Source organism: Oerskovia jenensis (assembly GCF_016907235.1).
Lineage (GTDB): Bacteria > Actinomycetota > Actinomycetes > Actinomycetales > Cellulomonadaceae > Oerskovia > Oerskovia jenensis.
Genome location: NZ_JAFBBO010000001.1, coordinates 2117171 through 2129985 on the forward strand (window position 1 = coordinate 2117171; position 12815 = coordinate 2129985).

The following is a 12815-nucleotide window of genomic DNA, read 5'->3' on the forward strand; positions in this document are numbered from 1 at the left end:
GTCGAGAAGACTACAACGAGTTTCGCTGGATACTCAAACCGATACGGGCTGACCAGCCACTTCGTGACGCACGACACCACGGTGGCCACGTCGCGACCTGTCCTGGCTCGACGGGGAACCGCGAAATCCTGCCACTTCCACCGCACGAGGCGCTACAGCGGCACGTCCCGGCTCAGCACGATGGTCCGCTCGCGGGGCAGGTCGAGGGTCTCGACCGGGTCGGGCACGAGCCGGTACAGGCCGAGGAAGAGGCGTTGGGACCAGCGCGGCATCCTGGACCGCGGGGTCGAACGGGGTACCGACAGCGACACGAAGTAGGTCGCGGTCCCGAGGTCGACGCCGTGCATCAGGTCGGGCGCGTCTCGCTGAACCTGGGCCAGCAGGCGGACGACTCGTGGGCGTTCGCGGAACCCGTAGGTCGCGACGATCTCGACGACGCCCTCGTCCCCGACGGGGGCCGCCCGGTACCTCTCGCCGGCCGGGACGACGGGGCGGTCGCTCGTCGCCCAGCTCACGAGCAGGACGTGCCGCTGGAGCGCGTGGTTCTGCTCGACCATGGATCGCAGGGCGAGCGGCACGACGCCGCGGTGCCTGCTGAGGAAGACCGCGGTCCCCCGGGTCCTGGTCACGGAGCCGTGCGCCTCCAGGACGTCCTCGACGCGTTGGACAGTGGTCTCGAGCGCGAGGCGCCCGCGGTCGACGTGCCGCCGGCCCGTCCACCAGGTGGTCATGACGACGAACACGAGGGCGCCGACCGTCAGGGGCAGCCATCCGCCCGAGCCGACCTTGGCGAGGTTGGCGGCGAGGAGGACGAGGACGAGGACGAGGATCGAGCCGGCGACGACGAACCGGCCGGTAGGGCGCCGTCGGGACGTCCAGGTGTGGGCAAGGTAGACGACCGTGGTGATCGAGATGGTCAGCGTCACGGCGATGCCGTACGCGGAGGCGAGCGCTCCCGAGGACCGGAACGCCAGGACGATGAGCAGGACCGCCACCGCCAGGAGGACGTTCACGGCGGGCAGGTAGATCTGTCGGCTGTTCGCGGACGAGGTGTGGACGGTCCGCAGGGGTGGGAGGACCCCGAGGCGACCGCCCTGGTGGACGACCGAGAAGGCTCCCGAGACCACGGCCTGTGACGCGATGATGGTCGCAAGGGTCGCGAGGACGACGACGGGCATCGCCAGGGGGGCGGGGACGAGCGAGAAGAACGGGTTGCGGGCGGCCTCGGGCGAGGCGATGAGGTGACCACCCTGCCCCAGGTAGCTCAGGGCGAGCGCGGGGAACACGACGAAGGTCCAGGCGCGGGCGATGGGCCGTCGCCCGAAGTGCCCGAGGTCGGCGTACAGGGCCTCGGCCCCGGTCACGGCGAGGACCACGGCGCCCAGCGACAGGAAGGCCGCCGCGGGGTGGTCGAGGAAGAACAGCACGACCCAGTGCGGGGAGACGGCCACCAGGACGTCGGGCGTCTCGACCACGCCGCGGACGCCGCACGCGGCGAGGGTCGCGAACCAGAGCAGCATGACGGGCCCGAAGAGCCGTCCGATCGCCCGGGTGCCGAACCGCTCGACGAGGAACAGGCTCGCGAGGATCGCGAGGGCCAGCGGCACCACGAACCGCGCGAGCGAAGGTTCGACGACCTCGAGGCCCTCGACGGCCGACAGGACGGAGATGGCCGGGGTGATGACGCTGTCCCCGAGGAACATCGCGGCTCCGAGCATGCCGAGCACGGTGACGACGAGGGTCGCCCTGCGCCCACCGTGCGACCGGCCGAGGGTGCGCCGGAGCAGTCCGAGCAGGGCGAGCAGCCCACCCTCGCCGTCGTTGTCCGCCCGGAGGAAGAGTCGGACGTACAGGATGCTCACGACGAGGGTCAGGGTCCACAGGATCGTCGAGGTCATCCCGTAGACGAAGGTCCGGTCGGGCTCGACCCCCGCGCCCCGTGCCGTGGCGACCACGGCCGTCGCTGCGTACAGGGGGCTCGTCCCGATGTCTCCGAACACGACGCCGAGCGCCCCGACGAGGGCGAGGGCGCTCGTGGCCCGCCCGCGCCCCGCCGGGGCCTGGGTCACGCCGTCCGCCGTGCGTGCGATGGTGCCTCCCCGCCGTGCGCCGCGGGGCGGCATCGGTCCGCCGGCCCGTCCTCCTCAGTGTCGTGCCGGGTCCCCGTGTCAGCCACGCCAGCCATCACATCGGACGTCATACCTCCTGTAGTCTCACGGGAGCCGGCACGACCGCGCCGACCCCCGCGGGCCACACCCGCGGACGGATTGCCCGCAGACGGAGGAACCCACCGTGAGACTCGCTCGGATCGACACCCCCACCGGCCCTCGACCCGTCGTCCAGGACGGTGACGTCTGGGCCGTCGTCGTCGACCACTACGCCCCGGTCCTCGAGCGCACGGGCGAGACCCACCCCGTCAACGGTGCCCGCCTCCTCGCGCCGTGCGAGCCGCGGGTCGTGCTCGGCATGGCGCACAACAGCGGCCCCGCGGACCGCCTCGTCCCGCCGCAGGCGTTCGCCAAGTCGGCACGCACCGTGATCGGCCCGGGGGAGCCCGTGCGGCTCGACCCGGCCGCGGGCAAGGTCGTGGTCGAGGGCGAGCTCGCGATCGTCATCGGCCGCACGTCCCGCCACCTCACGCCCGAGCAGGTCCCCGGTGCGATCCTGGGCTGGACCGTCGGCAACGACGTCACGGCGTACGAGCAGAGCGCGCTCGACGACAAGTTCACGCAGTCCAAGAACGGCGACGGCTTCACGCCGCTCGGCCCCTGGATCGAGACGGACCTCGCCACCCCGGGCGCCCTCGCGATCGACGTCCAGGTCGACGGCGCCACCCAGGCCGAGGCGTCGACGTCGGGCCTCGCGTGGGACGTCGTCGAGCAGCTCGTCTACCTGACGTCGCACCTGACCCTCGGTCCGGGCGACGTGGTCCTCACGGGGTCGCCGAGCACGTCGGCGCACGTCGTGCCGGGTCAGACCGCCGACATCACGATCGAGGGCATCGGGACGCTCACCAACCCGATCACCTGACCCGCGCTCAGACAGTTGTCAGAACCAGCGTGACCTCGAGCTCACGCTCGTTCTGACAAGCGTGCGGGCACGCGTGCGGGCAGGCGTGCGGGCACGCGTGCGGGCCGTCGAGACGTACGCCGCGAGGACGGCGACCGGTCCCCCCAGGGCATGACCCGCCGTCGGGCAGGTCCCCACCGTGGCCGGACGCGGTGCACCCCGTCCTCGCCGAAGGATGGGGGCATGACGAACCTCGGCCCTGCCCCCTCGACCGGCTCGCCCCTCGTCGCCTCCGGGCTGACGAAGGTCTACGGCACCGACCACACCGCCACGCACGCCCTCGCGGGCGTCTCCCTCACAGTCTCCCCCGGCGAGTCCGTCGCCATCATGGGCCCTTCGGGCTCGGGCAAGACGACGCTCCTGCACTGCCTCGCGGGCATCGTCAAGCCCACCTCGGGCACGGTGTCCTGGCGCGGGGAGGACCTCACGACCCTGAGCGAGAGCCGGCGCACGGCCCTGCGCCGCGAGGACTTCGGCTTCGTCTTCCAGTCGGGCCAGCTCCTGCCCGAGCTCCCCGCGGTCGAGAACGCCGCCCTGCCGCTCATGCTCGCGGGCACCCCGCGCGCCCAGGCCACGCAGGTCGCGGCGGCCTGGCTCGCGCACCTGGGACTGGCCGGCATGGAGCAGCGTCGACCGGGCGAGCTCTCGGGAGGCCAGGCGCAGCGCGTCGCGATCGCACGTGCCCTCGTCGGGTCGCCAGGCGTCGTGTTCGCCGACGAGCCCACCGGGGCGCTCGACCAGGGCACGGGCGCCGAGGTCCTGTCGGTGCTGACGGCCGCGGTCCAGGCGTCGGGCGCCGCGCTCGTGATCGTCACGCACGACGCGGGCGTGGCCCGCTACTGCTCGCGCACCGTCACGATGCGCGACGGTCGCATCTCGGGCGAGTTCCACGCGAACGCGCCCGCGCAGCAGCAGCCCGCCCCGCCGCCGCACGCGCCCGACGACGCCACGCGCGCAGCCATGGCCGCGCACCCCGCGAACGGCGCACCCTCGGCGCAGCACGACCCCACGCAGGGGGTCTCCCGATGAAGGCGACCCTCGACCTGTGGTGGCTCCTGCGCCGCCGCAGCTCCGACGCGCGCGACCCCCAGGGCCTGACCAACGTCCTGGCGATCATCGCGTTCGCCGCGACGACCGCGATCCTGCTCGTCGTCGTCGGCGGCGTGGGGGCCTTCGTGGCTCGCGCCGGCGGGTTCGACGGTATGGCGAACGGGCCCGAGGCGGGCGCAGGCTCCTACGACAGCCAGTACCCGATCTTCGCGGCCATCGCGTCCCTCCTGCTGCTCATCCCGCTCGTGACGCTGGGCGGTGCCGCGGCCCGCCTCGCGGTGGCTCGCCGCGACGCCCGCCTCGCGTCGCTGCGCCTCGCGGGGGCGACGACCGGCCAGGTCGCCACGCTCACGGTCCTCGACGCGGCCGCGCAGGCCCTCGTGGGCGCCCTGGTGGGTCTGGTCGGCTACGCGGCCCTGCTGCCGCTGGTGGCCCAGCTGCGCTTCCAGGGGCGGACGTTCGAGATCTCCGAGCTGTGGGTCGGCGTGCCCGTGCTGCTGCTCGCGGTCGTGGGCGTCGTGCTCGTCGCCCTGGTCTCGGCCGCCGTCTCGTTGCGCCGGGTCGCGATCACTCCCCTGGGCGTCGCGGCCCGTGTGACCCCGCCGGGCATGAAGGCGGTCCGTCTGCTCTCGATCGCGGTCGCCTTCATCGCGATGCTCGTCGTCACGAACGTCTCGTTCGGCGGCGCCGGTGTCACGATCGCGATCCTCACCCTCGTGCTCGTGGCCGGTTTCGCGACGCTCAACGTCGTCGGCCCGTTCGTCATCTGGGTCGTCGGCCGCCTGACCGCGCGAGGCGCGCGCAACGTCCCGACGCTCCTCGCAGGCCGCCGCATCGTCGACTCGCCCAAGACCGCGTGGCGGTCGGTCGGCGGCGTCGCCCTCGCGACCTTCATCGCCGGGATCACGAGCGTCCTCGCGCTGTTCGACCCGAGCATGGGCGCCGACCCCGAAGAGGTCCAGTTCGTGGTCGACCTGGTCACGGGCGGCTTCCTGACCCTCGCGATCGCGGGCGTCCTGGCTGCTGTCTCGACGGGGGTCATGCAGGCCGGACGCGTGATCGACCAGCGGGGCGAGTATCGCGCGCTGACCCTCGCGGGCACCGACCTCAAGACCCTCGACAAGGCGCGGTTCCGCGAGACCGTCATCCCGCTGGCAGCGAGCGTGGGCCTCGCGACCGTCGCCTCGCTCCTGTTCATGGTGCCCGTCCTCGGGATCAACGCGTTCGCGAACGTCGACGTGGTGCTGCAGTTCCTGGCGTGCGTCGCGGGGGCCTCGGCGCTCGTGCTGGCCGGGGCGGCCGCGTCACGGTTCGTGGTGCGCTCGGCCATGGCCGCCTGATCGCGGCCCGTGCCACGCACTGCCGGTGCCCGACGGCGGGGCTCGCGTCCCGCCGTCGGGCACCGGTCGTGCGTCGAGCACGGGGGTGCGGGCGGCCGGGAAGGAGTGTCGGGTGGCGCGGCGGCGCGCACTCCCGGGCAACAGAAAAGGCCCCGGGCCTGACGCAGCCGGGACCTTCCTGAGCGGAGACGGAGGGATTTGAACCCTCGAACGGGTTGCCCCGTTACCACCTTAGCAGGGTGGCGCACTAGACCTGACTATGCGACGTCTCCATGCTCGGATGCTAGGCACCGAGCGTCGCAAGGCTACCTTCTCGGGGCACTGCGGAGCAAAACAGCGGCGTGAGTCGCGCGTTCTCCGCGCCCTCCCGCCCCGTGGCGCCGCGCAGCAGCCCGCCGGGAGACGGCCGGAGCCGCCCTCCTCTCGGTGAGGAGGGCGGCTCCGGCGGTGTCGCTGCGGGCCTGTGCCGTGGGCGTCAGCCCCGGACGCCCGCGGCGTCCTTGTCGAGGTCGTCCTCGGGAGCGGCCTCCGAGACGCCGGCGGCCGCGTGCGGGTGGCGACGTTCGAGCGAGGCGCCCTCCACGTCGACGTCGGGCAGGATCCTGTCGAGCCAGCGCGGCAGCCACCACGCCTTGTCGCCCGCGAGGTGCATGAGCGCGGGCACGACCATCATGCGGATCACGAACGCGTCGACGAGCACGCCGAACGCGAGCGCGAAACCGATCGGCCGGATCATCGCGCTGTGCGAGAAGATGAAGCCGCCGAACACCGCGATCATGATGATCGCCGCGGCCGTCACGACCGAGCGCCCGGCCCGGACCCCCTGCACGACCGCGACACGCGCCGGCGCACCGTGCGCGTACGCCTCCCGCATGCCCGACCCGAGGAAGAGCATGTAGTCCATCGCGAGCCCGAACAGGATGCCGACCAGGATCGTCGGCAGGAAGTTCAGGATCGGGCCCGGGCTCTCGACGCCGAACACGCCGCCCAGCCAGCCCCACTGGTAGATCGCGACGACCCCGCCGAGGGCGGCGAAGTACGACAGGATGAAGCCGAGCGTCGCGATGACCGGGACGAAGATCGACCGGAACACCAGGACCAGGATGATCAGCGACAGGCCGACCACGACCGCGAGGTAGACCGGCAGCGCGGACGCGAGCTTCTCCGAGATGTCGACGTTGCCGCTCGCCGAGCCCGCGACGCCGATCTCGTACGTCCCGTCAATGGGCGACATGTCGCGCAGCGTGTGCACGAGCTCCTCGGTCGACTCGCTCGTGGGGCCCTCGGCGGGCACGACCTGGAACGCCGCGACCGTCCCGTCCTCGGACGTGCCGATGGGCGCGACCGCCACGACGTCCTCCTGGTCGAAGAGCGCCTGGGCGATCTCCACCTGGGCCGCCATGGACTCGGCCTCGGCCTCAGACCCCGCCTCGACGGCGGGCAGGTCGGCGACGACGAGCAGCGTCCCGTTCTGGCCCTCGCCGAACTTCTCGGCGAGCGTCGAGTACGCCTGGTACTGCGTCGAGTCGTGCGGCTCGGTCGAGCCGTCGGGCAGGTTGAGCCGCAGGTCGAGCGCGGGCAGCGCCACGAGCAGGAGCGCCGCGATACCGACGACGACGCGCACCACGGCCCAGCCGGTCGACATGGGACGGACCTCGGCGGGCGCAGGGGCGACCACCTGCGCGTCCTGCGCGCCCTGCTCACCCGTCGCACCGTTCGCCGTGCCCGCGAGGCGCGCACGCTCCTTCGTGCTGAGGATCCGCTGACCCACGAGCCCGAGCAGTGCGGGCGTGAGCGTCACGGCGATGAGCACCGCGATCGCGATGCACGCCGCGCCGACCGTGCCCATGAGGCCCAGGAACGGGATGCCCGTGACGTTGAGGGCGAGCAGTGCGACGAGCACCGTGGTGCCCGCGAACACGACCGCGTTGCCCGACGTCCCGTTGGCGAGCGCGATCGACTCGTGCAGGTCGTCGCCCGCCTTGAGCTGACGACGGTGCCGGTTGACGATGAAGAGCGAGTAGTCGATCCCGACCGCCAGCCCGAGCATGAGCCCGAGCACGGGCGTCACCGACGCCATCTCGACGACCCCGGAGAGCGACAGCGCACCCAGCGCGCCGATACCGACGCCGATGAGGGCCGTGAGGATCGGCAGACCGGCACCGATGAGCGTGCCGAGCATCACGACGAGCACGACCGCGGCGACCAGCAGGCCGACGATCTCCCCCGCGCCGATGATGCTCGGGGCGCCCATGGTCATGTCGGCCGAGAGGTCCACGTCGAGGTCCGAGGGGGCGGCGTCGAAGACCGAGACGAGCTCGTCCTTGGTCTCCTGCGGGATCTCCATCTGCGGGTCCGTGAACGAGATCATGACGATCGCGGTCGTGCCGTCCTCGGAGACCATGCGGATCTCGGAGGCCATGTCGAGCAGGGTCGCTCCCTGCTCGAGCTGGGCGGCCTGCTCCTCGAGCTGGGTCGCACCGTCGTCGAGGGTCGTCTGCTGCGCGTCGAGGGCAGCGCGCCCCTGGTCGATCGTCGCCTGCTGGGCGTCGAGCTGCGGCTGGGCCTGCGCGAGCATGCCCGCGGCCTCGGCCTGGGCGCGAGCGGCGTCGAGCTGGGCCTGACCGGCCTCGACCTGGGCGCGGGCCGCGTCGAGCTGGGCCTGACCCGCGACGAGCTGAGCACGGCCCGCCTCGACCTGGGCGCGACCGTCCTCGACCTGCTGGCGCTGCGTGGCCCGGTCCGCCTCGGTCGTGAACGGGTCCATGACCGAGGTCACACCGTCGACCTGGGCGGCGTCGGCGACCAGTGCGGCGACCTCCTCCTGCTGGTCGGCCGTGAACTTCTCGCCGTCCGCGGTCTGGACGACGACGGTCCCCGTCCCGCCCGAAGCATCCGGGAAGTCGCTCTGCAGGCGGTCGGTCACCTCGGCCGTGGGGGTGCCGGGGATGGAGAAGGTCGTCGCGAGGGTGCCCGCGCCGAGCGCGAACGCCACACCTGCCGCGACGAGGATCGCGAGCCACGCGACGATCACCGTCTTTGCGCGTCGCGCCGACCAGCGGCCGACGCGGTAGAGAAATTCAGCCATGAGAGTCCTTCGGTTGCGCGCGAGTACGCGGTGGGAGGGTCAGCGGGTGCGACGTGACGAGGCGACCGAGCCGTGGCCGGTCCGGGTCGCGTCGAGGAGCCGTTCGAGGAGTGTCGTCCAGGTCTCGCGCGAGGCGCCGTCGTCGACGGCGCCCGTCACGTCGACCCAACGGAGATAGATCACGATGAGCCCGCTCATGAGTGCCCCGACCAGGAGCTCGATGTCGAACGGGTCCTCGTCGGGGTGGCTCGCGGCCAGGGCCGTCGTGAGACGCATGCTCACCTCTGCGAAGACCTTGATGAGGGTGAGTGCCCTGCGGGGCGACGGGCCGCCCTCGTCGCCGAGCACCCTGGTCAGGTAGGCCAAGGGAGTCACGAAGTCGGTCGTGCGCAGCGCCTGGGCGACCTCGTCGAAGAGGGCCAGGTCGGGCCCCTCGCCCTGGTCGTCCGACGCGAGCGCGTCGAGCCGGTCGAGCGCCGCCCCGACGACCTCGCTGCAGACCTCGGTCACGACGTCGTCGAGCGACGCGAAGTGGTTGAACACCGTGCGCCGGGAGACGTCGGCGCGCTCCGCGAGCTCGTCGACCGAGAACGTGGTCCCGCCCGACTCGCCGATCAGGGCCGCGGCCGCGTCCACGATGGCGCGCCGATGACGTGCCTTGAGCGCGGACCGGCGGTCGACGACGGGGAGGGACATGCCCTCTACGCTAAGTGCATCGATGCACTCGGTGCAACAAGCCTGGTCAGGGCTCGCAGGCCTCCGGCTACCGCTCGAACGTCCAGTTCTTGTCCGTGAGCATGCGGGCGACCGCGAGCCCGATCGAGAGCGCGACGATCACGAGCCCCGCCTCGACCGTCGACGCCAGGGCGTCGACCGTCGCCCCGCTGTTGAACTCGTAGACAGCACGGTAGGCCGTGACGCCCGGCACCATGATGACGACCGCGGGCACCGACATCGTGATGCGCGGCACCTTCATGGCCGGCGCGATGTAGGCGGCGAGGACCCCGACGATGAGCGCGGTCGCCGCCGCGGCGGCCTGCGACGCGAAGCCCGCGTCGATGAGCTCGAGGCGCGCCACGTTCGCGACCATGCCGATCGACGCCGCTCCCACGGCCATCTTCCACGGGCTGTTGAACATCAGCGCGAAGCCGAGCACGCCCGCGAAGCTCGCGAGCGCGCGCAGAGCCACGAACAGCGTCTCGTCCAGGGCCGGCGGAGGGAGCCTGTCGGGCTGGAGCCCGGCGATCGCGGAGATCGCCCACACCGCGAGGGCAGCCGACGCCAGGATCATCAGGGCGTACGTCATGCGGGCGATGCCCGCGGAGAAGTCGAGCTTGGCGAGGTCGAGCGCGGCGGTCACCAGGGCGAACCCCGGGACGAGGAACAGGACCGCCGACACGTAGCCCGCCTCGTGGCCCCCCGCGACCCCCATCAGGTTCTCGAAGACGAGCACGATCAGCAGGTAGGCCGTCGCGGCCACGGTCGCTGCGAGCATCGTGGTGCCGAACTGGTTGATGCCCTTGTGCAGCATGGCCCGACGCACCATCTGACCGAAGAACGCCCCGACGAACACGGCACCGCACTCGATGACCCCGCCGTTGTTGAGGAACGCGAACGCCGCACAGGCGATCGCGGCCCACAAGGCGTTGAGGAACGCGCCGTAGAGCAACGGCTTGGCAGCGATCCGTTCGAGCTCCGCGTCGACCTCCGCCGCCGTGACCTGCTCCGGCAGGTCGCCGACGTAGGCCTCGAGCTCGGACAGCCGGTCGGAGTTGATGCCGACCGCCCGGACCTCGGCGACCTCGGTCCGGAAGTTGCGGTCCCGGTAGGACGTCGCGGTGATCTCGGTGAGCGTCACGTGCGCTGCGGTGCGGTCGAGGCCCAGCGCCCGGCCCACGCGCGTCATGTGGGACTTCACGCGGTAGCTGCCGGTCCCGGCCGAGAGTGCGAGGTGGCCGACCCTCAGGACCGTCCCCGACTGCCGGACCAGCTCGCTCGGGCCCAGGCCTGGTTCGTCGGTCGCGTGTGCTGTCACCCCGACATGATCGCCCGTCGAGCGCCCCGGTGCACCCATTGCCCGGTGCGGTGAGACGGACCGGTCCATGCTCCCCGGACACCGCGGAGCACGGCCGGGATGCCGAGAGGCCCCGGACCACGTGGGTCCGGGGCCTTGCTCTGGCGGCGGAGGGCGAGGGATTCGAACCCCCGGTTGCTTGCGCAACAACGGTTTTCAAGACCGTCACATTAGGCCGCTCTGTCAGCCCTCCATGGTGCTCCGACGCACATTCTGGCACGTCCGAGCCTCCGGTCGTCCACGCCACCTTCGGTCAGGGGCACGTCCGCCCGGTGCACGACGACGGCGGGTCACCCTCACGAGGTGGCCCGCCGTCAGCGGTCGAGCGTCGCACGACGAGCCCCAGGGGCCGTCGCTGCGGACCGGGTCAGGCAGCGCCCGAGCGGAGCTGACGCATCGCGAGCTGCACGAGCGAGATCAGCGTCTGCTTGGTCGCCGCACGCGACCGCGCGTCCGTGTACAGCATCGGGACGTGAGCAGGGATCTGGAGCGCCTCGCGCACGTCCTCGAGCTTGTGCTTGGCCACGCCGTCGAAGCAGTTGACGCCCACGACGAACGGGATGCCCCGCGACTCGAAGTAGTCGATCGCCGGGAAGCACTGCTCGAGGCGGTCGGTGTCGACGAGCACGACGGCACCGATCGCACCGCGCACCAGGTCGTCCCACATGAACAGGAAGCGGTCCTGGCCCGGCGTGCCGAACAGGTAGAGCCAGAGCGATCCAGGCAGCTCGATACGGCCGAAGTCCATGGCGACCGTGGTCGTCATCTTGCGGTCGCTCACGCCACCCGCGTCGTCGACCCCCACCGAGTGCTCCGTCATCGCGGCCTCGGTGTTGAGCGGCTCGATGTCCGAGATGGAGCCGATGAAGGTCGTCTTGCCGACCGCGAACCCGCCCGCGACGACGATCTTCACGACCGTCGGCGCCGTGCGCGTCGCCTGGGGGGCAGTCGTCGCGGCGGGAGCCACGGGCTGCGGTGCCGTCGGGGCCGGGCTCGCCTGCTGCTGGACGGGCGGGGTCTGGTGGACCGTCGGCGCCTGCTGCGTGGCGACGGGAGCCGGAGCCTGCGGAGCCGGCGCCGGCGTGCTGCCGGGCTGACCGCCGAGGACGCTCTGGCGGACCGGAGCCGAGGTCGGCGATCCTGCGGACGGGGCCGAGACGGCCGGAGCCTGCGCTGCGGCCGCCGGAGCCGAGACGGGAGACCACGAAGGCCCCGACGCGCCGGCGGGTGCCGACGACCCGGGGGCGCCCGTGATCAGACCGGTACCACCAGCAGCCTGCGGCTGGCCGGCAGCACCGTCAGAGGGTGGAAATGCCATTGAGAACACTCTCCAAGATGCTCAGGGACAGTCCCGAGTTGCTGCTGCCGTGACCGGTGTGGACGTTGAGCGGGGTCGACGTGTGCACCGTGAGGTAGTTCTCCTCGGCGAGGTCGGCGACCAGGATGCGGGTGACGCCCAAGGGCATCCGCAGGAGCGCCGAGAGCTCGGCGATCGACACGTAGTTGTGCGCTGCGTGCTGGAGGATCGCACGCTTCTCGGGAGGCAGGCCGTAGCTGTTCACAGCACCCGGCATCACCTCGACCAGCGCCTCGAGCGGGAGGTCCGAGGTCGCCGAACGGACACGTCCGCCGGTCACCGCGTACGGACGCACCGTCGCGGCCTCGTACGAGTCCGAGCTGTGCGCTCCCAAGCTGCCAAAAGGTGCGTTCGTCATCGACCTGTCCTCATCCCACCGGGGCTCGTGTTGCTCCGTCAACGGGCAGGCTACCGCGCATCTCCGAGATGAGCTGAGGCGTCAACGTCGCCTCCGTGCGGGAGACGAGGAGGGCCATCTCGTAGCCGATGAGCCCGATGTCGCACGTTGACTCGGCGACGACCCCGAGGACGGACCCGTTCGAGACGTTCATGAGGAAGAGGAACCCGTTGTCCATCTCGACGATCGACTGGCGGACGTTGCCCCCGTTGAGCTGGCGGGCCGCACCGCGGGTCAGGCTCGACATGCCGGACACGATCGCCGCGAGCTGGTCGCCGCTCGTCCGGTCGAGCTGGTCGGACATCGCCATGAGCAGACCGTCGGCCGACACCACCAGCGTGTGCCGGCTTCCCGGGACGGTCCGCACGAAGTTGTCGAGCAACCACCCGAAATTGGTTGCTTCGGTGCTGAGCGCGTTCACACTTCCTCCTTGTCAGTTG

Annotated in this window: 10 protein-coding genes and 2 tRNA genes; 3 read left to right on the forward strand and 9 right to left on the reverse strand. The window is 71.8% G+C overall.

The features are described 5' to 3' along the window. Positions 1-152: 152 nt before the first annotated feature. Complete coding sequence (locus tag JOD49_RS09510) at positions 153-2069, reverse strand: KUP/HAK/KT family potassium transporter (RefSeq protein ID WP_205306974.1); 1917 nt, start codon at positions 2067-2069, stop codon at positions 153-155. Between the two features lie 223 nt (positions 2070-2292). Here JOD49_RS09510 and JOD49_RS09515 point away from each other — a divergent pair, with 223 nt between their 5' ends. From JOD49_RS09515 to JOD49_RS09525, 3 genes are all read left to right on the forward strand, one after another. Further along, complete coding sequence (locus JOD49_RS09515) at positions 2293-3030, forward strand: fumarylacetoacetate hydrolase family protein (RefSeq protein WP_205306975.1); 738 nt, start codon at positions 2293-2295, stop codon at positions 3028-3030. Between the two features lie 222 nt (positions 3031-3252). After that, a complete protein-coding gene (locus JOD49_RS09520) occupies positions 3253-4098 on the forward strand; it encodes an ABC transporter ATP-binding protein (RefSeq protein WP_205306976.1) in 846 nt (281 codons plus the stop codon). After that, on the forward strand, positions 4095-5459 hold the full coding sequence (locus tag JOD49_RS09525) for an FtsX-like permease family protein (protein WP_205306977.1): 1365 nt from the start codon (positions 4095-4097) through the stop codon (positions 5457-5459). The genes JOD49_RS09520 and JOD49_RS09525 overlap by 4 nt, the downstream gene beginning before the upstream one ends. A 183-nt stretch (positions 5460-5642) precedes the next feature. Here the strand turns inward: JOD49_RS09525 and JOD49_RS09530 are convergent. The 8 genes from JOD49_RS09530 to JOD49_RS09565 all read right to left on the reverse strand — a co-directional run bounded on the left by JOD49_RS09530 (position 5643) and on the right by JOD49_RS09565 (position 12796). Continuing rightward, a tRNA-Ser gene (locus JOD49_RS09530) sits at positions 5643-5731 on the reverse strand. Between the two features lie 203 nt (positions 5732-5934). Beyond that, positions 5935-8547 (reverse strand): MMPL family transporter, encoded by a 2613-nt coding sequence (locus tag JOD49_RS09535; protein ID WP_205306978.1) that lies wholly within the window; start codon positions 8545-8547, stop codon positions 5935-5937. Between the two features lie 39 nt (positions 8548-8586). Beyond that, a complete protein-coding gene (locus tag JOD49_RS09540) occupies positions 8587-9243 on the reverse strand; it encodes a TetR/AcrR family transcriptional regulator (protein WP_205306979.1) in 657 nt (218 codons plus the stop codon). A gap of 67 nt (positions 9244-9310) precedes the next feature. Continuing rightward, positions 9311-10582, reverse strand: a complete 1272-nt coding sequence (locus JOD49_RS09545) for a threonine/serine exporter family protein (RefSeq protein ID WP_307822469.1) — start codon at positions 10580-10582, stop codon at positions 9311-9313. Positions 10583-10729: 147 nt separating this feature from the next. Continuing rightward, positions 10730-10814, reverse strand: a tRNA-Ser gene (locus tag JOD49_RS09550). Positions 10815-10988: 174 nt separating this feature from the next. Then, complete coding sequence (locus tag JOD49_RS09555) at positions 10989-11588, reverse strand: GTP-binding protein (protein ID WP_205308903.1); 600 nt, start codon at positions 11586-11588, stop codon at positions 10989-10991. A gap of 331 nt (positions 11589-11919) precedes the next feature. After that, positions 11920-12336 (reverse strand): DUF742 domain-containing protein, encoded by a 417-nt coding sequence (locus tag JOD49_RS09560; RefSeq protein ID WP_030151140.1) that lies wholly within the window; start codon positions 12334-12336, stop codon positions 11920-11922. A gap of 10 nt (positions 12337-12346) precedes the next feature. Next, the gene (locus tag JOD49_RS09565) at positions 12347-12796 is read right to left on the reverse strand and encodes a roadblock/LC7 domain-containing protein (RefSeq protein WP_030151141.1); all 450 of its coding nucleotides are present in this window, start codon (positions 12794-12796) and stop codon (positions 12347-12349) included. Positions 12797-12815 lie beyond the last annotated feature (19 nt).

What these genes read in the sequence shown, in the direction of transcription:
- JOD49_RS09520 (WP_205306976.1), top strand. Translation starts at nt 3,253, where the DNA reads ATGACGAACCTCGGCCCTGCCCCCTCGACCGGCTCGCCCCTCGTCGCC.
- JOD49_RS09525 (WP_205306977.1), top strand. Translation starts at nt 4,095, where the DNA reads ATGAAGGCGACCCTCGACCTGTGGTGGCTCCTGCGCCGCCGCAGCTCC.
- JOD49_RS09535 (WP_205306978.1), bottom strand. Translation starts at nt 8,547, where the DNA reads ATGGCTGAATTTCTCTACCGCGTCGGCCGCTGGTCGGCGCGACGCGCA.
- JOD49_RS09540 (WP_205306979.1), bottom strand. Translation starts at nt 9,243, where the DNA reads ATGTCCCTCCCCGTCGTCGACCGCCGGTCCGCGCTCAAGGCACGTCAT.
- JOD49_RS09560 (WP_030151140.1), bottom strand. Translation starts at nt 12,336, where the DNA reads ATGACGAACGCACCTTTTGGCAGCTTGGGAGCGCACAGCTCGGACTCG.